22 protein-coding genes are annotated in these 23,152 nt (G+C 51.4%); 13 read left to right on the top strand and 9 right to left on the bottom strand.

Annotated features, from left to right (window positions below):
- Positions 1–12 precede the first annotated feature (12 nt).
- The 5 genes from mnmE to ABWV33_RS06655 are packed head-to-tail and all read left to right on the top strand — an operon-like array spanning position 13 to position 5,504.
- Complete coding sequence (gene mnmE / locus ABWV33_RS06675) at positions 13–1,299, top strand: tRNA uridine-5-carboxymethylaminomethyl(34) synthesis GTPase MnmE (protein WP_353329553.1); 1,287 nt, start codon at positions 13–15, stop codon at positions 1,297–1,299.
- A 12-nt stretch (positions 1,300–1,311) separates the two neighbouring features.
- A complete protein-coding gene (mnmG, locus tag ABWV33_RS06670) occupies positions 1,312–3,183 on the top strand; it encodes a tRNA uridine-5-carboxymethylaminomethyl(34) synthesis enzyme MnmG (protein WP_353329552.1) in 1,872 nt (623 codons plus the stop codon).
- Entirely contained in the window at positions 3,180–3,791 is a 612-nt protein-coding gene (rsmG, locus tag ABWV33_RS06665; RefSeq protein ID WP_353329551.1) for a 16S rRNA (guanine(527)-N(7))-methyltransferase RsmG, read from the top strand. Before mnmG ends, rsmG begins: the two co-directional genes overlap by 4 nt.
- Positions 3,784–4,587 carry a ParA family protein gene (locus tag ABWV33_RS06660; protein ID WP_113824037.1) on the top strand — a complete coding sequence of 268 codons (804 nt, stop codon included), beginning with the start codon at positions 3,784–3,786 and terminating at the stop codon, positions 4,585–4,587. The genes rsmG and ABWV33_RS06660 overlap by 8 nt, the downstream gene beginning before the upstream one ends.
- Before the next feature lie 20 nt (positions 4,588–4,607).
- Entirely contained in the window at positions 4,608–5,504 is an 897-nt protein-coding gene (locus ABWV33_RS06655; RefSeq protein WP_113824036.1) for a ParB/RepB/Spo0J family partition protein, read from the top strand.
- Here the strand turns inward: ABWV33_RS06655 and ABWV33_RS06650 are convergent.
- Genes ABWV33_RS06650 through rph form a run of 4 tightly spaced genes read right to left on the bottom strand, consistent with a single transcriptional unit; the run spans position 5,494 to position 8,322 of the window.
- The gene (locus ABWV33_RS06650) at positions 5,494–5,847 is read right to left on the bottom strand and encodes a YbaN family protein (protein ID WP_353329550.1); all 354 of its coding nucleotides are present in this window, start codon (positions 5,845–5,847) and stop codon (positions 5,494–5,496) included. The genes ABWV33_RS06655 and ABWV33_RS06650 overlap by 11 nt on opposite strands.
- A gap of 3 nt (positions 5,848–5,850) precedes the next feature.
- Positions 5,851–7,008: a radical SAM family heme chaperone HemW gene (hemW, locus tag ABWV33_RS06645; protein ID WP_353329549.1), complete on the bottom strand. Its 1,158-nt coding sequence runs from the start codon at positions 7,006–7,008 to the stop codon at positions 5,851–5,853.
- Complete coding sequence (rdgB, locus tag ABWV33_RS06640) at positions 6,998–7,612, bottom strand: RdgB/HAM1 family non-canonical purine NTP pyrophosphatase (RefSeq protein WP_353329548.1); 615 nt, start codon at positions 7,610–7,612, stop codon at positions 6,998–7,000. Before rdgB ends, hemW begins: the two co-directional genes overlap by 11 nt.
- Positions 7,609–8,322: a ribonuclease PH gene (gene rph, locus ABWV33_RS06635; protein ID WP_113824032.1), complete on the bottom strand. Its 714-nt coding sequence runs from the start codon at positions 8,320–8,322 to the stop codon at positions 7,609–7,611. Before rph ends, rdgB begins: the two co-directional genes overlap by 4 nt.
- 115 nt (positions 8,323–8,437) lie before the next feature.
- Here rph and hrcA point away from each other — a divergent pair, with 115 nt between their 5' ends.
- Together hrcA and ABWV33_RS06625 are read left to right on the top strand one after the other, a co-directional pair.
- Entirely contained in the window at positions 8,438–9,502 is a 1,065-nt protein-coding gene (hrcA, locus tag ABWV33_RS06630; RefSeq protein ID WP_353329547.1) for a heat-inducible transcriptional repressor HrcA, read from the top strand.
- Between the two features lie 9 nt (positions 9,503–9,511).
- Positions 9,512–10,075 carry a nucleotide exchange factor GrpE gene (locus ABWV33_RS06625; RefSeq protein ID WP_113824030.1) on the top strand — a complete coding sequence of 188 codons (564 nt, stop codon included), beginning with the start codon at positions 9,512–9,514 and terminating at the stop codon, positions 10,073–10,075.
- A gap of 46 nt (positions 10,076–10,121) precedes the next feature.
- On the opposite strand, the gene mutS is transcribed toward ABWV33_RS06625, so the two are convergent.
- Positions 10,122–12,737 carry a DNA mismatch repair protein MutS gene (gene mutS, locus ABWV33_RS06620; protein ID WP_353329627.1) on the bottom strand — a complete coding sequence of 872 codons (2,616 nt, stop codon included), beginning with the start codon at positions 12,735–12,737 and terminating at the stop codon, positions 10,122–10,124.
- A 161-nt stretch (positions 12,738–12,898) separates the two neighbouring features.
- Here mutS and ABWV33_RS06615 point away from each other — a divergent pair, with 161 nt between their 5' ends.
- Together ABWV33_RS06615 and ABWV33_RS06610 are read left to right on the top strand one after the other, a co-directional pair.
- Positions 12,899–15,154, top strand: coding sequence for an NADP-dependent malic enzyme (locus ABWV33_RS06615; protein ID WP_353329546.1), 2,256 nt, complete (start codon positions 12,899–12,901; stop codon positions 15,152–15,154).
- A gap of 3 nt (positions 15,155–15,157) precedes the next feature.
- Positions 15,158–16,030 (top strand): ribokinase, encoded by an 873-nt coding sequence (locus ABWV33_RS06610; protein ID WP_353329545.1) that lies wholly within the window; start codon positions 15,158–15,160, stop codon positions 16,028–16,030.
- Here the strand turns inward: ABWV33_RS06610 and msrA are convergent.
- Positions 16,027–16,689 carry a peptide-methionine (S)-S-oxide reductase MsrA gene (gene msrA / locus ABWV33_RS06605; protein WP_353329544.1) on the bottom strand — a complete coding sequence of 221 codons (663 nt, stop codon included), beginning with the start codon at positions 16,687–16,689 and terminating at the stop codon, positions 16,027–16,029. The two genes, ABWV33_RS06610 and msrA, sit on opposite strands and share 4 nt — an antisense overlap.
- Before the next feature lie 158 nt (positions 16,690–16,847).
- Between msrA and ABWV33_RS06600 the strand changes: the two genes are divergently transcribed.
- On the top strand, positions 16,848–17,561 hold the full coding sequence (locus ABWV33_RS06600) for a sulfotransferase-like domain-containing protein (protein WP_353329543.1): 714 nt from the start codon (positions 16,848–16,850) through the stop codon (positions 17,559–17,561).
- Positions 17,562–17,623: 62 nt separating this feature from the next.
- Here ABWV33_RS06600 and ABWV33_RS06595 read toward each other — a convergent pair whose 3' ends face one another.
- Both ABWV33_RS06595 and ABWV33_RS06590 read right to left on the bottom strand, forming a co-directional pair.
- Positions 17,624–17,905 carry an SCP2 sterol-binding domain-containing protein gene (locus tag ABWV33_RS06595; protein WP_353329542.1) on the bottom strand — a complete coding sequence of 94 codons (282 nt, stop codon included), beginning with the start codon at positions 17,903–17,905 and terminating at the stop codon, positions 17,624–17,626.
- A gap of 79 nt (positions 17,906–17,984) precedes the next feature.
- The gene (locus tag ABWV33_RS06590; RefSeq protein WP_113824023.1) at positions 17,985–19,208 is read right to left on the bottom strand and encodes an argininosuccinate synthase; all 1,224 of its coding nucleotides are present in this window, start codon (positions 19,206–19,208) and stop codon (positions 17,985–17,987) included.
- A gap of 141 nt (positions 19,209–19,349) precedes the next feature.
- Between ABWV33_RS06590 and ABWV33_RS06585 the strand changes: the two genes are divergently transcribed.
- Positions 19,350–20,090, top strand: a complete 741-nt coding sequence (locus ABWV33_RS06585; protein ID WP_353329541.1) for a hypothetical protein — start codon at positions 19,350–19,352, stop codon at positions 20,088–20,090.
- A 58-nt stretch (positions 20,091–20,148) separates the two neighbouring features.
- A complete protein-coding gene (gene ilvA / locus ABWV33_RS06580; RefSeq protein ID WP_353329540.1) occupies positions 20,149–21,375 on the top strand; it encodes a threonine ammonia-lyase IlvA in 1,227 nt (408 codons plus the stop codon).
- A gap of 3 nt (positions 21,376–21,378) precedes the next feature.
- Here ilvA and ABWV33_RS06575 read toward each other — a convergent pair whose 3' ends face one another.
- Positions 21,379–21,705, bottom strand: coding sequence for an Hpt domain-containing protein (locus ABWV33_RS06575; RefSeq protein WP_353329539.1), 327 nt, complete (start codon positions 21,703–21,705; stop codon positions 21,379–21,381).
- Positions 21,706–21,873: 168 nt separating this feature from the next.
- On the opposite strand from ABWV33_RS06575, the gene ABWV33_RS06570 reads away from it, so the two are divergent.
- Positions 21,874–23,145, top strand: coding sequence for a PP2C family protein-serine/threonine phosphatase (locus ABWV33_RS06570; RefSeq protein WP_353329538.1), 1,272 nt, complete (start codon positions 21,874–21,876; stop codon positions 23,143–23,145).
- Positions 23,146–23,152 lie beyond the last annotated feature (7 nt).

Raw genomic sequence — 23,152 nt, 5'->3', positions numbered from 1 at the left:
CGGGGCCTTCGAATGGATACAATATTCGCCTTGGCCAGTGCGCAAGGGAAAGCTGGCGTAGCCGTGATCCGGGTATCCGGACCACGGTCTAAGTCTGCAGCTGAACAACTGTGTGGTTGTCCGTTACAAGATCGTGGTATGACGCTACGGTGTTTGCGTGGGTCTGATGACAACAGGCTGGACGATGCGCTTGTCCTAACATTTGCAGCGCCAGCCAGTTTTACCGGTGAAAATGTTGTTGAATTTCAAATACATGGAAGTGTTGCAACAGTAAATGCAGTGCTTCGTGCTTTGTCTGATATTGATGATCTACGTTTGGCAGAGCCAGGTGAATTCACCCGCCGTGCCCTAGAAAACGGTAAGCTTGATCTGGCCCAGGTTGAAGGGTTGGCTGACCTTATCGAGGCTGAAACCGAAGCACAGCGTAAGCAAGCGCAAAAGGTTTTGGCCGGTGACTTGGGTAGGTTGGCTGATCGCTGGCGCAAAGATTTGATTCGTGCGGCGTCCTTGTTAGAAGCCGTGATTGATTTTGCAGATGAAGATGTTCCCGTTGATGTGACACCCGAGGTGTTGGATTTGATGGCTTCTGTGATGGATGATCTAGAAAAAGAAGTTTCTGGTGTAGGTATTGCAGAACGGATTCGTACGGGATTTGAGGTTGCAATCGTTGGCCCACCAAATGTCGGAAAATCTACTTTGTTGAATGCCTTAGCTGGTCGGGATGCAGCGATAACATCCGAATATGCTGGCACGACGAGAGATGTGATTGAGGTTCGAATGGACCTTTCTGGATTGCCTGTGACATTGTTGGATACTGCTGGTATTCGCGAAACCGAAGACGTTGTCGAAGGTATGGGAATCGCTCTTGCCCGAAGACGGGCAGAGGCAGCGGATTTGCGGGTGTTTTTGGTTGAAGATATCAAAACAGTAGACGTGCAACGTCAACGCGATGATATTCATATACTTCCAAAAGCAGATGAGCGGAGCTGTGTAGATGGCGCGATCTCAGGAAAGACAGGGGTAGGGGTGTCTGAACTTGTAACATCTGTGTCTGATATCTTGTCTGAACGCAGTATGGGTGCAGGTACAGCAACGAGAGAAAGACACAGAACTTCCATGCTGTATGCGTTGCAATCAATGACAGAGTGTAGGGCTGTTTTGAATTCTGGGCCGGATATGTATGATATAGCGGCAGAAGAACTTCACACCGCCATCAGATCCTTGGAAGCCTTGGTGGGTCGGGTCGATGTTGAGAACTTGTTGGACGAAATTTTCGCGAGTTTCTGTCTTGGAAAATAGGGAGTGTTTCACGTGAAACATTCAGACTTTGATGTAATAGTTATTGGTGCCGGACATGCTGGCACCGAGGCGGCACACGCGTCTGCACGAATGGGCGCCAAGACCGCGCTGGTTACGTTCAGTAAAAATGACATTGGGGTGTTGTCCTGTAACCCAGCTATAGGTGGTCTTGGTAAAGGTCATTTGGTCCGAGAAATAGACGCGTTGGATGGCGTAATGGGACGTGTTGCCGATGCGTCTGGAATACAATTTCGCCTTCTGAACAGACGCAAAGGGCCAGCAGTCCAAGGACCGCGCACCCAAGCAGATCGCAAATTATATCATAAACATATGCTTCAAGAGACAATGTCCCGATCAAACCTACATGTAATTGAAGGTGAAGTGATTGATATAGGTGTTAAGGATAGTAAAGTCGCAGGAGTAATCCTTGCTAATGGTGATGAGATTTCTTCACTTAAAGTAATCCTCACATCGGGCACTTTTCTAAGAGGCAAGATACTAATTGGATCTGAATCCAATAGCGGAGGCCGAATGGGGGATAAACCCTCTATTCGTCTGGCGAAGAGGCTTGAAGATCTGGACTTGCCTTTAGGGCGCTTGAAAACAGGTACACCGCCTCGTCTGGATGGAAAAACGATAAAGTGGGAAGGTCTAGAAAAACAAAAGGGTGACGACACACCGACGTTCTTTTCTTTCATGACGAAAGCAACCAGTACGCCACAAATCTCATGTTCGATCACGCACACAAACGAACATACACACGAGATAATCAAGGAAAATCTCGAAAAATCAGCGATGTATGGCGGACATGTAGAGGGCGTCGGACCTCGATATTGTCCGTCTATCGAAGACAAAATTGTGAGATTCTCCGACAAGACTTCTCATCAGATTTTTCTGGAGCCGGAAGGAATTGATGACACGACTGTATACCCAAACGGGATTTCTACATCACTTCCTCTTGAGATCCAGAAGAAATATGTACGATCCATTTCAGGTTTGGAGAAAGTCGAAATTCTGCAACCTGGGTATGCAATCGAATATGACTACATCGATCCGCGAGTTTTAAGTGGAAACCTAGAGCTAGACCGGATTTCCGGCCTCTACCTAGCCGGTCAGATCAACGGAACGACCGGATATGAAGAGGCAGCAGCTCAAGGCTTGGTAGCTGGGTTAAGCGCAGTGCGCTCTCTTAGGGGACAGGAACCGCCGATGTTTGAGAGATCTTCGAGCTATATCGGGGTAATGATCAATGATCTTACGACACGAGGTGTTTCTGAGCCATATCGAATGTTCACTTCACGTGCTGAGTTCCGACTTTCCCTTCGTGCTGATAATGCCGACCAGAGGTTAACTGATTTCGGTTTGTCTCTTGGGTGTATTGAACAACCGCGTCAGGGAGTTGCGTCTGCTAAGATAGAGAAGCTCAAGGGCGTGACTCATTGTCTGAACAGTCAAAGCTTTACTCCAAAACAAATTCAAGATGTTGGGATATCAGTAAGCCAGGATGGAAGCCGCAGAGATGGCTTAGCTATCTTAGCTTTCCCGGATGTTCAATTCGAAGACATTCTGCGACTAATCCCACGTCTTGCCGATGTTGACCCAGAGACCCGCCGTCAAATAGAGCGAGATGCACTATATTCTCACTATATTGAACGGCAGGCCCGGGATATATTGGCGATGAAGCGTGATGAGGGCATAGAAATCCCACCTGATTTCGATTACTCCGCTTTGTCCAGCCTATCTAATGAGCTAAAAACAAAGATGGAACACCATCGACCTAGGAATCTCTCTCAAGCGTCTAAGATTGAAGGTGTAACTCCTGCGGCCTTGACGCTCTTGCTAGCACACATCCGAAAGTCTGAAAAAGTTCGGAGACGACAGTGAATATCACCGCAGATAACTTGGATGTTTCACGTGAAACATTCGAAAAATTGGAAGCATTTGATGAACTTCTGAAAAAGTGGAATCCCAAAATAAATTTAGTTTCTCGGAAGAGCTTAACTGATGTGTGGGTTCGGCATATATCAGATTCTCTTCAGGTCTACAGGTGCTTAAACGCCAGCGGACATTGGGTTGACCTGGGAAGCGGCGGCGGTTTCCCAGGAGTGATCGTCGCAATAGTAGCGTCAGTAGAAAACCCCGGGTTGAACGTTACACTTGTTGAAAGTGACCAGCGAAAATCGGCCTTTCTCAGGACGGTATTGCGTGAAACTGGATCGGTAGGCACGGTAATAGCTGATCGCATTGAGAATATAGAACCACTCGATGCCGATATCTTATCCGCACGTGCTTTGTCGGACCTTCCTAGGCTTTTGGAGTTTTCACAAAGACACCTGAAATCCACTGGCATTGCATTGTTCCCCAAGGGGGCAACATGGAAAAAAGAAGTCGAAGAGGCAAAGCAAGAATGGAACTTTGACTTTGAAGCAGTTAAAAGTGTGACAGAACCCTCTGCAGTTGTACTAAAGATCAAAGGAGTTGAACTTGCCTGATCTTTCACGCCCAAACGGACCGAGAATTATCGCCGTTGCAAATCAAAAAGGCGGTGTTGGTAAGACCACAACTGCAATAAATTTGGCATCTGCGTTGGTTGAAACTGGCCTGAAAGTTCTGATTGTAGATCTAGATCCACAGGGAAATGCGTCAACTGGGTTGGGGATTGAGGACCGGGCTGCCACTACCTATGAGCTGCTGGTAGATGATCTGCCGATAAATGATGTAATTCAAGAGACTGAAATACGGGGGTTGTCGATTATTCCCGCGACGGTTGACTTGAGCTCTGCAGATATCGAGTTGATTTCAAACGAAAAACGAAGCTTTCTGTTACATGATGCGCTACGCCAAACCGCGATGGATAGGTATGGGTGGGATTACATTTTGATTGATTGTCCTCCATCTTTGAACTTGCTCACTGTCAACGCGATGGTAGCTTCTGATGCTGTATTGGTTCCTCTTCAAAGTGAATTCTATGCACTAGAAGGGCTTTCACAACTTATGCTTACAATTCGTGAAGTACGTCAAACAGCTAATCCAAATCTCAGGATCGAGGGAGTTGTTCTGACGATGTACGACAAGCGAAATAACCTCTCTCAGCAGGTTGAAAAGGATGCACGAGACAATTTGGGTGAGCTCGTATTTGAAACTAAAATCCCACGGAACGTACGTGTTAGCGAAGCACCGTCATATGCAGTACCGGTGTTGAGCTATGATACGAACTCAATGGGTGCGGTTGCTTATCGCGAACTTGCCGCAGAACTGCTAAGTAGACACACGAACGTTGTATCTTAAGCAACTAGGAGGACTCTGAATTGGCATCCAAAAACTCAAAACCGCGTGGGTTGGGCCGTGGCCTCTCTGCTTTGATGGCTGATGTTTCTCAAGACTCAGGCATTCAGGAACCATCCATTTCCCGTCGACCGGATCAAACTGTCCCAATCGAGAAATTGAAGGCTAACCCTAATCAGCCTAGGCGAACCTTTAATCAAGGGGACTTGGATGATTTGGCGGCGTCGATCAAAGAAAAGGGCATTCTTCAGCCTTTGATCGTGAGGCCAATTTCAGGTGGAGATTATGAAATTGTAGCAGGAGAGCGGCGCTGGCGGGCAGCTCAAATTTCTCAGCTACATGATGTTCCTGTTCTGGTTCGTGAGCTAGATGACACCGAAGTTCTAGAGATAGCGATTATCGAGAACATCCAACGTGCTGATTTAAACGCTGTGGAAGAGGCGGCGGGCTTTCGGCAACTGATGGATAAGTTTGGTCATACGCAGGAAAAGCTAGCTGCTGCTTTGGGTAAAAGTCGTAGCCACATTGCCAATCTTTTGCGGTTACTCTCTTTACCCGAAGATGTTCAAGAACTCGTTGTCGCCGGGGATTTGTCAGCAGGGCATGCCCGTGCGTTGATTACGTCTGAAAACCCATCTGAGTTGGCAAAGATCGTCGTTCGTGATGGCTTGTCTGTCCGCGCGACTGAAGCTCTGGTAAAGCGCCAACAGCAGCCTGACACACCGGCAAATACCACGCCTAAGGCAAAGCCAACTGGCGAAAAAGATGCAGATACAAGAGCACTTGAACGGGATCTGTCAGCGATCTTGGCGATGAAAGTGGCAATCAATCACAAGGCTGGAACCGAAATGGGGCAGGTGACTTTGACCTATGAAAACCTGGATCAACTCGATGATTTGTGCGCTAAACTTAGCCGCTAGGGCGTGTCCAGATAAAAGTAAGAACGCCACCTAAGACGATGAATTGAATGGCAATGACATGAGAGGGCACTCCCATGATCACTGAAAATAGAAAAACGGCAGCTATCGAAATGGTAGCTGCCTTTTTAGCTTTCGGACGAATAGCGCCCGAATTTTGCCAATCTAGGATCATTGGACCAAACAGGCGGTGCGTGACCAACCAAGTATGCAGTCGCTCGGATGATTTCGCGAAGAAGAATGCGGCCAATAATAAAAATGGGACTGTTGGGAGAAGAGGGAGAACAACGCCGATCAGGGCTAATCCCACACACATCAACCCTAAGAGTGTCCATAGATACTTCATTGGTTAATCCGTGAGTAAATGGCGAATTACCGCGTTCAAAACAGCACGACCATCTTCTGTAGTTTTTAGCATGTGGTTCTCTAAAACGACCATGCCAATTTCGATAAGATGATCGACTTTTTCCTTGGGGAGTTCAGATCCAAGGATCCGTTGGTACCTGTCCAAATCTAGACCTGTTTTCACACGGAGCCCCATCATCAGGTATTCTTCCGCATGTTCTAGTGGATCTAAGGCCGTCCGTGTTTTTTCACCGGATCCCTGATCGACAAATTGCAACCAACGTTGAGGTGCTAAGGGGGCTTCGATCGCGTAGCGAGTTCCACCTAGGGTCAACCGCGCATGAGCACCGGGGCCAATACCTATGTAATCCCCATAATTCCAGTAGATCAGGTTGTGTCTTGATTCAGACCCTAATTTGGCATGATTAGAGACTTCGTAGGCGGGCATACCGTGCGCTTCGCAGATGTCTTGTGTCGCATGATACATATCGGCGGCTGAGTCATCTGTGGGCAGGCCGCGCAATTTTCCTATCGCATATCTGTCCGCGAAGGCCGTGCCTTGTTCGATGGTTAGTTGATACAGCGAAAGGTGATCGATTGCCATCGAGAGGGCGGAGGTCAGTTCGGTTCGCCATTGCGCTAGTGTTTGTTCTTGGCGGGCATAGATCAAATCAAAGCTGACGCGATCAAAACAGGACCGAGCGATATCAAAAGCGGCTCGGGCTTCTGATACTGTATGGATGCGGCCCAATCGGCGTAGGTCCGTATCATTGAGAGCTTGAATACCCATCGAGATGCGGTTCACGCCAGCCTGTTTAAAGCCTTGGAACTTGCCTGCTTCGACTGAACTTGGGTTCGCCTCAAGCGTGATTTCTATGTCGTTTGCCCCGGACCAGTGAGATTGAGCAGCTTCGATGACGACGGCAACTGTATCTGGATCCATAAGGGATGGGGTGCCGCCACCGAAGTAGATGCTGTTCAGAACCCGATTAGGGGTTTCAAGTGCGATCCTATCGAGTTCCGAAATATAGGCTCTAACCCAGGCCTTTTGGTCGATTTTTCGGACAACATGGCTGTTGAAGTCACAATAGGGGCATTTGGCCTCGCAAAAGGGCCAATGCACGTAGAGGCCAAAACCCCCATGGCGCCAATCATCCGTCAAAGCAGCCCTTTACAAATTGAGCGACCGCTTTTCCGCGATGGCTGATCTTGTTTTTTTCCCAGCGGTCCATCTCGGCGAATGTAATGTCATATCCGTCAGGGACAAACATTGGATCGTATCCAAAGCCATCTTTTCCACGCATGGGCCAGGTCAAGCTACCTGGGGCAACGCCTTCGAAGACTTCGTCATGACCATCAGGCCATGCAATGACAAGCGTGCTGCGGAATTGAGCCAAACGTGGGTGTGGCGCGTTTGCTGCCTCTAGCTCGGTATGGGCGCGGGTCATGGCCATGACGAAGTCACGCCCATTTCCAGTCTCTGCCCAATCGGCCGTATACACACCGGGCGCACCGTTCAATGCATCGATGGTGATGCCTGAGTCATCCGAAAGACAGGGTAGGCCGGTTGCTTTGGCCGCGGCATGTGCTTTGATCCGGGCATTGCCGACAAATGTATCTTCGGTTTCTTCGGGTTCGGGCAGATCCATATCGCTTGCTCCGACCACTTTGACGCCAAAGGGCTCAAGAAGATGTATCATCTCCTCAAGCTTACCTTTGTTGTGCGTGGCGAGAACAAGTGTCTCGCCTTCGAACTTGCGGATCATGCTGCGGCTGCCTTTTGCATCGCGGCCAGCTCGCCCACGCCTTTTTCAGCAAGGTCCATCAACTGGTTCATTTGATCACGGCTAAAGACAGAGCCTTCCGCGCTCATCTGGATTTCGATCAACTTGCCGGACCCCGTCATGATGAAGTTCCCATCAACGCCGGCTTCGGAATCTTCGGGGTAATCCAAATCCAAGACGGGCTGACCCGCATAGATACCACAGGAAACAGCGGCGACAGGATCCACCAGAGGATCGGAAATTACATCACCAGCTTTCATTAGCTTGTTTACGGCCAGACGCAGAGCAACCCAACCGCCAGTGATCGAGGCGCAGCGGGTGCCGCCATCTGCTTGCAGAACGTCACAATCCACGGTGATCTGACGCTCACCCAAGGCGACGCGATCCACACCAGCGCGCAGGGCACGACCGATGAGGCGTTGGATCTCAACGGTGCGACCGCCTTGTTTACCACTGGCGGCTTCACGGCGCATGCGGGTGTTGGTTGCACGTGGCAGCATGCCGTACTCAGCTGTGACCCAACCCAGACCCGATCCTTTGATAAACGGGGGCACGCGATCTTCGATTGTGGCAGTGCACAGAACGTGGGTGTCGCCCATTTTGATCAGGCACGAGCCCTCGGCGTGTTTGGTAAAGCCGGTCTCGAAAGATACGGCACGCATTTGGTTCAATTCTCGTCCTGAGGGGCGCATGGGATTTCCTTTGTTATCTAGGCTGGGGATAACGTCGTGCGGGGCGGGGATGCAAGCCCGATTGACCTTTGCTGCAAGTGCACTTTAATGGCAAACGAACTTAAGGTGACCTGATATGTCGGAAGCTGGCAAAATTCTGGAAGAGATGAACGATCGCTCGCGCGAAGTTTTTCGCATGGTCGTGCAATCGTACATTGATAGTGGTGAGCCAGTAGGCAGCCGCACGTTGACCCGCACCCTGAGCGAAAAGGTGAGCGCGGCAACAGTTCGAAATGTCATGCAAGACCTTGAGTATCTTGGATTGCTTGATAGCCCACATGTCAGTGCGGGTCGCGTCCCAACGCAGTTGGGATTGCGGATGTTCGTGGATGGGCTGCTAGAGGTTGGCGATTTGAACGCGACGGATCGCAAAAAGATCGACGCGACGCTTGGTGATAACTCACGCGATGTTGGCGGTATGTTGGACCGGGTTGGGGCGGCTTTATCTGGCGTAACCCAAGGGGCGTCGTTGGTCCTAACCCCAAAGCATGAGGCGGAAATCCGCCATATAGAGTTCGTGTCGCTCGCCCATGACAGGGCGTTGGTGGTTTTGGTGTTCTCGGACGGGCATGTCGAAAACCGGTTGTTTACACCGCCCCCAGGCCAAACGCCCAGTTCCATGCGCGAGGCGGCGAACTTCCTGAATGCGTTGATCGAAGGAAAAACTCTTAGCGAAGTGCGCAGTACAATTCAGCGTGAAATTCTGGCGCGACGTCAGGAAATCGATGTACTTGCCGGTGAGATGGTCGAAAGTGGATTGGCTGTTTGGGATGGTGAAGGCGAGGATTCAGAGCGACTCATCGTGCGGGGACGGGCGAATCTATTGGGGGACGCCGCACCCGAAGATGAGTTGGACCGTATTCGAACCCTTTTTGACGACCTGGAACGCAAACGTGATATCGCTGAATTTCTCGAGTTGACCGAGGATGGCGAGGGTGTGCGCATTTTTATTGGATCAGAGAACAAACTTTTTTCACTTTCGGGTTCCTCTCTGGTCGTGTCTCCCTATATGAACGCTGATCGAAAGATCATCGGTGCGGTTGGGGTCATTGGACCAACGCGCCTGAATTACGGACGGATCGTGCCGATTGTGGACTACACGGCGCAGCTGGTTGGAAAGTTGATTTCTGATCGGAGTTAGAGGTGAAAAATGGCTGAGCCCAAGAACGAAAATTTTCTCGATGATATCGACACTGCCGAGGCCGAAGAAATGGCTGAAGAGTTTGCTGAGATCGATGATGCGGCACTGGAAGTAGAAGAGCTGCGCGCGGAACGTGACCAACTAAAAGACCGCTTCATGCGGGCTTTGGCTGATGCCGAGAATTCCCGCAAGCGTGGCGACAAAGCACGCCGGGATGCAGAACAGTATGGCGGGTCCAAGTTGGCGCGTGATTTGTTGCCAGTGTACGACAATATGAAGCGCGCACTCGAAGCCGCCTCTGATGAGCAAAAAGAAGTGTCTGCGGGTCTGATCGAAGGTGTTGAGTTGACCTTGCGCGCTTTGGCTGGCGTGTTTGAAAAGCACGGTATTACGGTTCTGACACCAGAAGTTGGTGATCGTTTTGACCCGCAGTTCCACGAAGCGATGTTCGAAGCGCCGGTGCCTGGCACCAGAGCGGGCGATATCATTCAGGTCGCGGCCGAAGGTTTCATGCTGCACGACCGCTTGCTGCGTCCTGCGCAGGTTGGGGTGTCTTCAACACCTGCGGCTTAAATCGCATCCGCATAAAGCGGAGTTTGTTACAGTCTTAAAGAGGCGGTCAGGTTTTGGCCGCCTCTTTCAATTTGTAAATCAGATCCAGCGCATCACGCGGGCTAAGGTCATCTGGTTGGATCGTATCCAGCAATTCGACTGCTGGTGATGCTTTGGCAATGGGTGCCGGGGCAGGGGGCGCGATCGAAAACAAGGGCAGATCATCAATCAGTGCCTTTTGCTTTCCACCTTCGCGTTCGTTCTGTTCCAGCTGTTCCAGCACCACACGCGCGCGTTCAACTACAGTTGCGGGCAGTCCAGCAAGCTGGGCCACTTGAACACCGTATGAACGATCTGCAGCGCCTTTGCGGACCTCGTGAAGGAAGATCACCTCGCCTTCCCATTCCTTGACCGCAACAGTCGCGTTTTCTACGCCTTTTAGTTTGCCAGCAAGCGCAGTCAGTTCATGATAATGGGTGGCGAACAAGGCGCGGGATTTGTTGCTGGCGTGAAGGTGCTCCAACGTGGCCCATGCTATCGATAGGCCGTCATAAGTAGCTGTACCGCGACCGATTTCATCAAGAATGACGAGGGCTCGATCATCTGCTTGGTTCAGGATAGCCGCAGTTTCGACCATTTCGACCATGAAAGTTGACCGCCCACGCGCCAGATCGTCCGAGGCCCCAACACGGCTGAACAACTGGCTGATCGTGCCTATATGGGCGCTTTCTGCTGGAACATAGCTGCCCATTTGGGCAAGCAGCGCAATCAAGGCGTTTTGGCGTAGGAAGGTCGATTTACCAGCCATGTTAGGACCGGTCAGCAACCAGATCGCCGCGCCTTGATCTGCGTTCAGGACACAGTCATTTGCAACAAAGGAGTCGCCACTTTGCTGGCGTAGCGCATTTTCGACAACCGGATGCCGTCCACCGCTGATGTCAAAGGCACGGGAGTCGTCGACGCGGGGCAGGCACCAATTATCCCCGCGAGCAAGGTCCGCCAATGAGGCTGTCAAATCCAACTCTGCCAGACCGCGCGCGGCAGCGTTCAGGTGCGCTGCTTGAAACAAAATTGCGTCAGAAAGTACGGAATAGAGCCGCTTTTCGATGCTCAACGCCAGATTCCCAGCGTTCAATATCTTGGTCTCGATCTCGCTCAGCTCGACGGTAGTGAACCGCACTTGATTGGCGGTTGTTTGGCGATGGATGAAGGTTTCAGAAAACGGAGCAGACAGCATTTTTTCTGCGTGCGTCGCTGTGGTTTCGATAAAGTACCCCAGCACGTTGTTGTGTTTGATCTTGAGCGACGTGATACCGGTGAGCTCTGCATATTTCTGTTGGAACCCGGCGATGACAGACCGTCCTTCGTCACGTAACAGACGGGCCTCATCCAGTTCAGGATCATAGCCTGTGGCGATGAACCCACCGTCACGTGCCAATAGCGGTGGTTCGGCAACCAGTGAGGCAGCAAGCAATGCCGACAGATCTTCGAACCCGACCAGATTCTGAAGAGCCGTGCCTAAAAGAGGTGGCATATCCAGAGTTTCACAAAGACCGGAGATTGCGGCGGCTTGTTCCAATCCGTTGCGGATAGAAGCCAAATCGCGAGGCCCTCCCCGATCCAAGGACAGCCGAGACAGTGCCCGGTCTAGGTCTGGTGTTCTGCGCAACGCATCACGCAGGTCGTTGGTCATCACAGTTTGATCAATCGCAAAACTGACCGCATCAAGACGAGCGTGAATTGCGTCAAGACTTCGCGATGGGCTGGATATCCGTTGTTCTAACAATCGGGCGCCACCCGGGGTCACGGTGCGGTCAATGACGGACAATAACGACCCAGCACGCCCCCCGCTGAGGGACCGTGTTAGTTCCAGATTTCGTCTGGTCGCAGCGTCAATCTGAACCACACGATCTTCGGCTTCTTTCAGTGGGGTTTGCAGCAAGGGCAATTTGCCCTTCTGCGTGATCTCCAGATAGTCAATCAACGCGCCCATGGCGGAAACTTCTGCGCGTTTGAAGCTGCCGAACGCGTCCAAAGCGCCAACATTGAACAACCCACAGATCCTTTTTTCTGACGCTGTGCTGTCGAAACTGGATCGACCGACTGGGGTAAGTGGAATGCCCAAATCAGACACTAATTCGAAGATTTTGGGCTCAACATTGTCTGCAACGATCAATTCCGAGGGGGCGAGACGAGCCAGTTCGGGGCTTAGTCGAACCGAAGCAAGTGGCATCACATGGAATGACCCGGTCGAAATGTCTGCCCATGCAAGCGCCGCCTCGTCGCGGACCTCGGCATACGCGGCCAGAAAATTGTGTCGACGGGCTTCGAGCAGGGCATCTTCGGTCAAGGTACCGGGGGTGACAAGACGTACAACTTCGCGTCGGACGACGGATTTGGACCCGCGCTTTTTTGCCTCGGCTGGGCTTTCCATTTGCTCGCAGACCGCAACGCGAAATCCTTTGCGGATAAGCGTTAGAAAATATCCTTCGGCGGCGTGATGGGGAACGCCACACATAGGGATATCATCGCCGTTATGCTTGCCCCGTTTGGTTAGGGCAATATCCAGTGCTTCGGCGGCATTGACCGCATCCTGAAAGAACATCTCGTAAAAATCACCCATGCGGTAAAACAGCAGGGCATCGGCGTGAGCCTCTTTGATTTCGAGGTACTGTGCCATCATAGGTGTGACGCTGGACAAGGTGTTTACTCCGACTGGACCGAGCGGGACATTACAAATCCGTCCAGTCGGGCGAAAGCCGAAATCGCATTGTCGTTGAGGCTTTGACTAAGCTGAGGTAAGAGGCGTAAAGCCCCGCAGCATTCAAGAAGTACATATCATCCATGCCCAAAGCTAAAGTTACCGCCGAAGAAGCGCTCGCCTTTCACCTTGAACCTACCCCTGGTAAGTTCGAGATTTCAGCAACTGTTCCGATGACCACTCAACGGGATTTGTCGTTGGCTTATTCGCCCGGTGTTGCTGTGCCTTGCGAAGCGATCGCCGAAAACCCAGAGCTGGCGTATGACTATACCAACAAGGGCAATCTTGTTGCGGTGATTTCCAACGGGACGGCGGTCCTTGGTCTTGGAAACTTGGGTGCCTTGGGCTCTAAGCCGGTGATGGAAGGTAAGGCTGTTCTGTTTAAACGCTTTGCTGATGTGAACTCGATCGACATCGAACTCGACACCGAAGACCCAGATGAGTTCTGTCGCGCGGTCAGGCTGATGGGGCCGACCTTTGGTGGTATCAATCTGGAAGACATCAAAGCACCCGAATGTTTTATCATTGAACAACGTCTCAAAGAAGAGATGGATATTCCTGTCTTTCACGATGACCAGCACGGTACAGCCGTGATTTGTGCAGCGGGCTTGCTGAACGCGTTAGAGATTTCGGGTAAAAAAATTGAGGACGTGAAAATCGTCCTAAATGGTGCGGGCGCTGCTGGGATTGCCTGTATTGAATTGCTGAAATCGATGGGGGCACGGCACGAACACTGTATCGTTTGCGACACGAAAGGTGTTATTTATCAAGGCCGTACCGAAGGAATGAACCAGTGGAAATCGGCGCATGCTGTCACCACAGAGTTGCGTACCCTCGAAGAGGCGATGAACAGTGCTGACGTCTTTTTAGGTGTTTCCGTCAAGGGTGCCGTGACTCAGGCCATGGTTGCATCAATGGCGGACAACCCTGTGATCTTTGCAATGGCTAACCCCGATCCTGAAATTACACCAGAAGAAGCCCACGAAGTTAGGGTTGATGCAATTGTTGCCACAGGTCGCTCGGATTACCCGAACCAAGTGAACAACGTGTTGGGTTTCCCGTATCTGTTTCGTGGTGCCTTGGATATCAATGCCCGCGCCATCAATGACGAGATGAAGATCGCCTGTGCGCATGCCCTCGCCCAGCTTGCGCGCGAAGATGTGCCAGACGAGGTTGCAATGGCCTATGGTAAATCGCTGACCTTTGGTCGTGATTATATCATTCCAACGCCGTTTGACCCGCGCTTGATCTATCGTATACCGCCTGCCGTCGCGCGTGCTGGGATGGATACAGGCGCCGCACGCCGTCCGATCATTGATATGGACGCGTATGAACTTAGCCTGAAATCGCGGATGGATCCAACCGCGAGCATTTTGCGTGGTTTGAATGCACGGGCACGTGCGGCGCAAAGCCGGATGATCTTTGCCGAAGGTGATGACCCACGCGTATTGCGTGCAGCCGTGATGTATCAGCGATCTGGTTTTGGCAAAGCGATGGTTGTTGGTCGCCCTGATGAAGTTAAAGAAAAGCTAGAGGCAGCCGGTCTGGGAGATGCGGTTCGAGAACTGACCGTTGTCAATGCGGCCAACACCCCGCATTTGGAAACGTACAAGGGTTTCTTGTATGAGCGTTTGCAGCGCAAAGGTTTTGACCGGAAGGATATCCATCGCCTGGCAGCACGGGATCGTCATGTCTTTTCTGCGTTGATGCTTGCGCATGGACACGGTGATGGTCTGGTGTCTGGGGCGACGCGTAAATCAGCGCACGTTCTGGATCGCGTCAACCATGTCTTTGATGCGGATGCATCACATGGCGCGGCTGGTGTAACTGCGTTGTTGCACAAGGGGCGTATCGTTCTGATTGGCGATACGTTGGTTCATGAATGGCCAGATGAAAACAATCTTGCTGATATTGCTGAGCGGGCTGCTGCCGTTGCACGGCATATGGGGCTTGAGCCGCGAGTGGCGTTTGTTAGCTTTTCGACCTTTGGATATCCGGTTTCTGAACGGGCCGAGAAAATGCATATCGCCCCCGAAGTATTGGACAGGCGTGGTGTAGATTTCGAATACGAGGGTGAAATGACTGTCGATGTGGCGCTGAATTCCAATCAGCAAGAGGCATATCCGTTCTCGCGCTTAACCGGGCCAGCGAACATTTTGATCGTACCTGCGCGTCACTCGGCCAGCATCTCGACCAAGTTGATGCAAGAGATGGGCGGTGCCACGGTTATCGGTCCGATCTTGTCAGGAGTAGATAAGCCGATTCAGATCTGTTCAACGGGCTCGACCGCGAACGATATTCTGAACATGTCCATCATGGCCGCGTGCGATATCGGCTAAGCTATGGCGATTTGGAACCTCGGATCAATCAATGCGGACATGGTATATGCGGTGTCGCATTTACCCGGACCGGGGGAAACCTTGGCCGCTCTGGAGCTATCTCAGTTTCTGGGCGGTAAGGGTGCAAATATGTCCGTCGCTGGAGCGCGGGCGGGATCGCATGTGCATCATATCGGTGCTGTTGGGGCCGACGGACAATGGGCTGTCGAACGCTTGACTGAGTACGGTGTAGACACGCGCCATATTGCTGAGCTTTCCGTACCAACAGGGCATGCAATTATTGCGGTCGATGCTGCAGGCGAAAACCAAATCCTGCTTTATCCAGGGGCAAATCAGGCTATTTCGACTGACCAGTTAGGCCAGGCGCTGTCGCAGGCTGAAACAGGTGACATTTTGATTCTACAGAATGAAACCAATTGCCAAGTCGAGGCGGCAAAGCTGGGCCGAGAGCTGGGATTGAAGGTGTGTTACGCTGCAGCACCTTTTGATGCGGATGCTGTTAAGTCGGTTCTGCCCTATTTGGACTTCCTAATCGTGAACGAAGTCGAAGCCACGCAGTTGGAAATAGCCAGTGGGTTGCCCGCGGCAAAACTGCCTGTCGCGCAAGTCATCGTCACTTTAGGAGCCGAAGGCGCGCGGTTTTTCGATACGAACACGGATGAGGCGCAGGATTTTCCCGCGTTTCAAGTTGATGTGGTCGACACCACTGGCGCTGGGGATACATTTACCGGCTATGTTCTGGCTGGAATGGATCGCGGAATGCCTATGGCACAGGCGATTTCTCAGGCAATGCGAGCCGCGGCTATTATGGTGACACGACGCGGCACTGCTGATGTTATCCCGGACCTCAAAGATGTCCGGGAAATGAAACTTTAGCTACCGGTAAAAGGCGCATCTTTGCCCCACAATTGCTTCACACGTGCATCGCGCCCGCAAGCCTTGCGATAAGCTTTGTAGGCGCTGTTCTGGCGTTTGGGGCCAAAGCGGGTAAAGACCAGTTTTGAACCTTTGTAGTAATCTTGATGATAGGCTTCGGCGGGATAAAACTCTGATGTGCTTAGGACCGGAGTTACGATTGTCTGACCTAAATCGGCCTGTGCTTGCGTTTTGATTCGTGTTGCTAGGGCCTTTTCTCCCGCATTAGAGACGAATATCGCAGTGCGATAGCTGTCACCACGATCACAAAACTGTCCACCAGCGTCAGTGGGGTCGACCGAACGAAGGAACATTGCAAGCAGTGTTTCACGCGAAACTTTGGCTGGATCAAAACTGATCTCTACCGCTTCATAGTGACCTGTGTTGCCACCCGTTACCTGTTTGTATGTCGGGTTATCAAGGGTTCCTCCGGTGAACCCAGATACGGCTTCGATAACTCCCGGGACGCTTTCGAAATCAGACTCAACACACCAAAAGCAGCCCCCGGCAACAGTCAGGGTTTCTGTAGGAGCCGCATGCGCCGGAAGGCAGCGCAGCATTGCGGCGAGAACCAGCAAAAAGAACAGGGCTGCCGGCTTAAAGGTTTCAGAAAAGGTCATGGCGTGTCTCCTTTCCGCACAGGGTGCCGCCCATTTCCCGGATCAGCAAGCGGGTGTCATGGGATCTCACGCAGTGGTGAGAGAATTTTATCCCTTGGTCTTGCCGCGCACAGGAATTAGCGTGCCGCCAAGGTCGGTCTCAGGGAGAGAGAGCAGAAATGAAAATCGCAATGTGGTCTGGACCACGGAACTTGTCGACGGCACTGATGTATAGCTTTGGTGCGCGTAGCGATTGCGCCGTGATTGATGAACCGTTTTATGCGGCCTATCTGAAAAAGACGGGATTTGATCACCCAATGCGGGCGGATGTTTTGGACAGTCAATCCCAAGACCCGGATCACGTCATTTCTGAAATATGTGGCTCTAATCCAGGGCAAAAACCGTTGTATTACCAAAAGCACATGACACAGCACATGATACTGGGCATCTCACGGTCATGGATGAAAGAGGTGCGGAATGTGTTTCTTATCCGTCATCCCGCACGGGTGATTGCCAGCTATGCTGCCAAGAGGGAAAGCCCGACATTAGATGATATTGGGTTCCGACAGCAGGCAGAATTGTTTGACGAAGTGCTGGAATGGGGTGGTGATCCGGTTGTGATAGACAGCCATGATATTCGCGATAACCCCGCTGAAATGTTAGAGCGCCTGTGCGAGGCGATCGATATCGCATTTTCCCCCAACATGCTGAATTGGCCACAAGGAGGACATCCCCAAGACGGGGTTTGGGCTTCTCACTGGTATGGTGCGGTTTGGCGTAGTTCCGGCTTTGCGGGTGCCGAGGGACCACTGCCCGATGTGCCCGAGCATTTGCAGCCTGTGTTGAAGGCTGCGTTGCCGTTCTATGAAAAGATGACCAGGCTGAAGCTGTAGTTTCTGATTGATCGGACTGAGCGGAAAACGGTGTTGAAATGGTGGGTGCAGATGTTTTGGGTTTAACCTAACAACTGCCCCAACTTCATTGCTACACCCATATTGCCTGTCACTTTGAGCTTACCCATGGCAACGCCGGTCATCGGGTTCAGCTTACCAGTGAGCAATTTGACTAGATTGTCTTGGCTGATACGGATGGTGCAATCGGTATCACGATCCACGATTGAGGCCTGATTGTCGGCCAAGACAACAACGCCATCATCACCGCAGTCGAACTTCAAGGAACCGTCAAAGGTCTTTTCGCTCAGACCTTTTTGAATGCCATCCGCAATTTCCTGCAACATTTTGTGCTCTCCAATAAAAATGCCCACCTAGCTGACTAGGCGGGCATTCAGAATACAGCAACAGTGACGTTGCAGGAGCTTAACCGACCCGTTTGTTGCGTGCGGCCAGCAGTTTCAGACGCAGCGCGTTCAGCTGGATAAAGCCTGCTGCATCGGTTTGGTCATAAGCACCGGCGTCTTCTTCGAAGGTCACGTGAGCTTCGGAATAGAGCGAATGCTCGGACCAGCGACCAACACAAGTGGCCGAACCCTTGTAGAGCTTGATGCGGACGGTGCCGGTGACGTGGGTCTGCGAGGCATCGATTGCCGCTTGCAGCATTTCACGTTCAGGCGAGTACCAGAAACCGTTATAGATCAGCTCTGCGTATTTTGGCATCAGCTCGTCTTTGAGGTGCATTGCGCCACGATCCATGGTGATAGATTCAATGCCACGGTGCGCTTCGAGCAGAACAGTCCCGCCTGGTGTTTCATAGATGCCGCGCGATTTCATGCCAACAAAACGGCCTTCGACGAGGTCGAGACGACCGATGCCGTGCTTACCACCGTATTCATTCAGCTTGGTCAGAATGGTGGCTGGGCTCATCGCTTCGCCATTGATGCTGACGGCGTCGCCTTTTTCGAATCCGATCTCGATAAATTCGGGTTCGTTTGGCGCGTCTTCAGGATGAACAGTGCGCTGATAGACATAATCCGGTGCTTCGACTGCCGGATCTTCGAGTACTTTGCCCTCGGACGAGGTGTGCAGCAGATTGGCATCGACCGAGAATGGTGCCTCGCCGCGTTTGTCTTTGGCAACCGGGATCTGGTTCTGCTCTGCAAACTCCAACAGGCGGGTCCGGCTGGTCAGATCCCATTCACGCCATGGAGCGATCACTTTGATATCTGGGTTCAGCGCATAGGCGGCCAGTTCGAAACGAACCTGATCGTTGCCTTTGCCGGTAGCACCGTGCGCGACGGCATCGGCACCAGTGGCTTCAGCGATTTCAACAAGGCGTTTGGAAATCAGCGGGCGTGCGATCGACGTGCCCAGCAGGTACAGACCTTCGTAAACTGCATTGGCGCGGAACATTGGGAACACGAAATCGCGTACGAACTCTTCGCGGACGTCTTCGATATAGATATTTTCAGGCGCGATGCCCAACAGTTCGGCCTTGTGGCGGGCCGGCTCCAGCTCTTCGCCCTGACCAAGGTCAGCGGTAAAGGTTACAACTTCGCAACCGTACTCGGTCTGCAACCATTTCAGGATGATAGAGGTATCAAGACCACCGGAATAGGCCAGGACAACTTTCTTGGGCGCGGACATCGGCATTTCCCCTTAAACGTATGACGCTTGGCCCCTAACCGGTTTTGTGTCCGGGGGCAAGTTGTGAGGATTGACGCGGCATAAGATTTGAGGTGAAACATATGTGGTGAAAACAAGTAATGGTTGAAGGGGGCTGTTTTGATGTTGGCTTGGAAGATTTTTGTACATTCTCTCCGCATGGTTTTCAGTGATATTAGCACCACTTTGCGTGTGTCCTCGCCGGTTATTGCCACGTCACTCTTAGGAGTTGTCCTGACCATCACTTATGGGGCTGAATTTACCACGGGAGAAACTGACGCTTACGGGAGTTTGGTAGTTTTCTTTGTGTTTAGCTACATAGCCGCGCTTTGGGTCGCAGTTTCGTGGCACCGTTATTGCTTGTTAGAAGAGTTTCCGGACAGTGTGCTTCCTGCCTTCAACGGGTCGCGTATATTGGCCTATTTCGGCTGGGGTCTTTTGCTGGCTCTTATTTTTGTGGCTGCGTTTGGAGTTTTGGGGGGTCTTATGGCTCTTTTCGGGGGATTCGGTGGTCCTGATTTTTCTCCGATAGGGCTGGTGGTATTTGGTATCGGGGCGATTTTCATGCTTTGGGTGGTTCAGCGCATTGCTCTTGTGCTTCCTGCAAGCACAATTGGAAATCCCATTACATTTGGCGAATCTTGGCGTGCGACACAATCGGTTGGTTTGGCATTGATCGTGACACTTTTTCTGATTGCTGCTTTCGGCTTTGGCACTGGGTTCATTGCTGGTTTTCTTGGGTCTTTCTCACTTTTACTCGGTCAACTTCTTCAACTTGTCTCGAATTGGCTGATTACTATGGTGAGCTTGAGCATTCTGACCACATTTTACGGCTTCTGCATCGAAAAGCGTGAACTGATCTGACGCTCGTACACATATGTATTCCTTGCCCTTTTGAGAGGGATGCGCCACAGAAATCAGCATGACAGATTTTATGACCCGTGCCCGTGCTGCCGAACAGGCGATGCGTTCTGTGTTCCCTGCAACGCCGTTGCAGCGGAATGTTCATTTATCCGACCGGTTTGGCGCGGATATCTGGCTTAAACGCGAAGACCTGAGCCCGGTGCGGTCTTATAAAATCCGCGGCGCTTTCAACGCGATGCGTAAATTGCCCGACCAGGATCTTTTTGTTTGCGCGTCTGCTGGGAACCACGCGCAGGGCGTGGCCTTTATGTGTAAGCATATGGACGTAAAGGGCGTTATTTTTATGCCTGTCACCACACCGCAGCAGAAAATCCAAAAAACGAAAATCTTTGGCGGTGATAACATCGAGATACACCTCACTGGTGACTATTTTGACGATACTTTGGCCGCTGCCCAAGCTTGGTGTGCGCGCGAAGGGGGGCATTTTCTATCTCCCTTTGATGATGACGATGTAATCGAAGGCCAAGCGTCTCTTGCCGTTGAAATTGAAGCTCAACTAGGGAAGGTTCCGGATCATATCATGTTACCAGTTGGCGGCGGCGGTATGTCTTCGGGGGTTAGCACATGGTTTGGGGAAAGGACGCATTGTCTGTTTGTCGAGCCGGCCGGGGGGGCATGTTTAAGAGCTGCGATGGCGGCGGGGCATCCCGTCGCATTGGATCATGTAGATACATTTGTTGATGGCGCGGCTGTTGGCCAAATTGGTGCTAAGCCATTTGAGTTGCTCAAAAACCGTCATCTGTCGGATGTCCTTGTGCTGTCAGAGGATCGGATATGCGCAACGATGATTGAAATGCTCAATGTCGAAGGCATTGTTCTTGAACCTGCTGGTGCACTTGCGGTTGAAGCGATTTCTGATGTGCAGACTTTCATTCGTGGAAAAACAGTTGTCTGCGTCACATCAGGTGGCAACTTTGATTTTGAACGCTTGCCAGAAGTCAAAGAACGGGCCCAACGCTATGCTGGTGTCAAAAAGTATTTTCTTTTGCGGCTGCCACAGCGGCCTGGCGCGCTAAAGGAGTTTTTGGGAATCCTTGGCCCCGATGACGATATCGCTCGTTTTGAATATATGAAGAAATCGGCGCGAAATTTTGGTTCTGTCCTCATCGGTTTAGAAACCAGCAGACCAGAGAATTTTGTACGATTATTCGCAAAATTAGATGAGGCTGGATTTGCGCTAACAGATATCACCAATGATGAGACTTTGGTGCAATTCGTAATTTAGTGCTCAGAACCGGCTCGGAAGTTCTGCTAAAAAAACATCTCTGGATTGGGTAAACTCGTTTACGATTGCATCGATATCGACTGAATCCGCAGATCCCCCTGCGGACCGCCGCTCTCCATCTTGGCATAGCTTGGAAAACGTATCGAAACCAAGACTCAAGGCGCTGCCTTTAAGAAAATGTAGATCTTGTTCTAGTTGGGATCGATCGGTGTTGTCTTGCAATTTGGTTATCACTTCCCCGACTTCTTCCAGAAACAGTGCAACAACTTCTCCAAAATCTTCGACGCCAACCTCGTCGCGCAACTCACCCACACGTGACCAATCCAGCATTTTGTTCCCCTTCTTCAGCGCGCCGATACCTTGTTAGAGCGTTTTACGTAAAGGTCTGGTTAACGTCTGGAGGAAAGGGAATTTCAAGCCGGGTTTCACGCGTTGTTAACGATCTGGTGGCTATCTTCGGATCAGTCAGTTTCGGGACTGAATGTAAGGACGTGATAAGTGCTCCAGGGTAAGGAATTGGTGGCGGAGGCAGAACCGGTGCTTGGTGCGATCCGGACGGTATTGGTTGTTGATGACAGCCGATTGCAGCGCCGTATTTTGGCGAGTTCTCTCAAAAAATGGGGGTTCATCGTCGTTGAAGCTGACAGCGGCGAAGCAGCGATGGAAATTTGCAAAGCCGATCCACCAGATTTGGTATTGAGCGATTGGATGATGCCGGGAATGAGCGGCGTTGAGTTTTGTGAAGCATTTCGCCAACTCAAATCTGAACGCTATTCTTATTTCATTTTGTTAACGTCAAAGAGTGAGAAAAACGAAGTTGCTCAGGGCTTAGATGCTGGGGCGGACGATTTCCTCATAAAACCAGTTAACTCGGATGAGTTGCGTGCTCGTATTTCGGCGGGTGATCGAATTCTGGGGATGCAGCGGGAATTATCCGCCAAAAACAGTCTAATTGCTACCGCGTTGGACGACCTTAAAGTGGCACATGACGCGATCGACAAAGATTTAAAGCAGGCACAGAAGATCCAGCAATCCCTAGTGCCTGAGCTGACGCGTGATTTTGGCGCGTCTCGGATTAGCCTTTTGCTAAAGCCTTGTGGCCACATCGGTGGGGATCTGGTTGGAATGTTTTCACCAGGCCTGAACCGAGTTGGATTTTATAGCATCGATGTTTCCGGGCACGGCATTACGTCTGCGATGATGACTGCGCGCTTGGGGAGTTACCTTTCCAGTCATTACTTTGAGCAAAACGTCGCGATGGAGCGGCGGTTCAACCGCTTTTACGCCCTTCGTCAACCAGAAGACGTAGCCGCCACTCTCAATTCCCGGCTGATTGCAGATACCGGGATCGAAGAGTATTTTACGATGGTGTACGGCATCGTAGACCTGCGCAGTGGTGTTCTAAAAATGGTTCAGGCCGGGCACCCGCATCCGCTGGTCCTGCGCCAAGATGGAACTAAAGAGTTCTTGGGTGAGGGGGGCGTGCCAATCGGTTTGCTACCCGATATTCCCTTCGAACAGTTCGAAACGACCCTGGAAGTTGGGGATCGCCTGCTGCTGTATTCTGATGGTTTTACTGAATGTCGTTTGGAAAATGGTGAGATGTTGGAACCTGAAGGGTTGCTGGATCTGGTAGACGACTGTGAACCTAATCAAGGTGGGCCAGAGTTTCTAGACGACTTATTCTGGCGATTGTCGCAAGTCATGTCGCCAGATTATGGAATGGAAGATGATGTTTCAGCGACGTTCTTTGAATACAACGGGCCCTAGTTGTCAT

The organism is Phaeobacter sp. NW0010-22 (assembly GCF_040365955.1).
In the GTDB taxonomy this organism is placed as follows: domain Bacteria; phylum Pseudomonadota; class Alphaproteobacteria; order Rhodobacterales; family Rhodobacteraceae; genus OMPR01.
The sequence above is the reverse complement of the archived record's forward strand: the minus strand, read 5'-3'. Positions and strand labels throughout refer to the sequence as shown.

What these genes read in the sequence shown, in the direction of transcription:
- ABWV33_RS06585 (WP_353329541.1), top strand. Translation starts at nt 19,350, where the DNA reads ATGTTGGCTTGGAAGATTTTTGTACATTCTCTCCGCATGGTTTTCAGT.
- rdgB (WP_353329548.1), bottom strand. Translation starts at nt 7,612, where the DNA reads ATGATCCGCAAGTTCGAAGGCGAGACACTTGTTCTCGCCACGCACAAC.
- ABWV33_RS06625 (WP_113824030.1), top strand. Translation starts at nt 9,512, where the DNA reads ATGGCTGAGCCCAAGAACGAAAATTTTCTCGATGATATCGACACTGCC.
- ABWV33_RS06610 (WP_353329545.1), top strand. Translation starts at nt 15,158, where the DNA reads ATGGCGATTTGGAACCTCGGATCAATCAATGCGGACATGGTATATGCG.
- rph (WP_113824032.1), bottom strand. Translation starts at nt 8,322, where the DNA reads ATGCGCCCCTCAGGACGAGAATTGAACCAAATGCGTGCCGTATCTTTC.
- mnmE (WP_353329553.1), top strand. Translation starts at nt 13, where the DNA reads ATGGATACAATATTCGCCTTGGCCAGTGCGCAAGGGAAAGCTGGCGTA.
- ABWV33_RS06650 (WP_353329550.1), bottom strand. Translation starts at nt 5,847, where the DNA reads ATGAAGTATCTATGGACACTCTTAGGGTTGATGTGTGTGGGATTAGCC.
- mutS (WP_353329627.1), bottom strand. Translation starts at nt 12,737, where the DNA reads ATGATGGCACAGTACCTCGAAATCAAAGAGGCTCACGCCGATGCCCTG.
- ABWV33_RS06590 (WP_113824023.1), bottom strand. Translation starts at nt 19,208, where the DNA reads ATGTCCGCGCCCAAGAAAGTTGTCCTGGCCTATTCCGGTGGTCTTGAT.
- ABWV33_RS06600 (WP_353329543.1), top strand. Translation starts at nt 16,848, where the DNA reads ATGAAAATCGCAATGTGGTCTGGACCACGGAACTTGTCGACGGCACTG.
- hrcA (WP_353329547.1), top strand. Translation starts at nt 8,438, where the DNA reads ATGTCGGAAGCTGGCAAAATTCTGGAAGAGATGAACGATCGCTCGCGC.
- ABWV33_RS06615 (WP_353329546.1), top strand. Translation starts at nt 12,899, where the DNA reads ATGCCCAAAGCTAAAGTTACCGCCGAAGAAGCGCTCGCCTTTCACCTT.
- ilvA (WP_353329540.1), top strand. Translation starts at nt 20,149, where the DNA reads ATGACAGATTTTATGACCCGTGCCCGTGCTGCCGAACAGGCGATGCGT.
- ABWV33_RS06575 (WP_353329539.1), bottom strand. Translation starts at nt 21,705, where the DNA reads ATGCTGGATTGGTCACGTGTGGGTGAGTTGCGCGACGAGGTTGGCGTC.
- msrA (WP_353329544.1), bottom strand. Translation starts at nt 16,689, where the DNA reads ATGACCTTTTCTGAAACCTTTAAGCCGGCAGCCCTGTTCTTTTTGCTG.
- ABWV33_RS06595 (WP_353329542.1), bottom strand. Translation starts at nt 17,905, where the DNA reads ATGTTGCAGGAAATTGCGGATGGCATTCAAAAAGGTCTGAGCGAAAAG.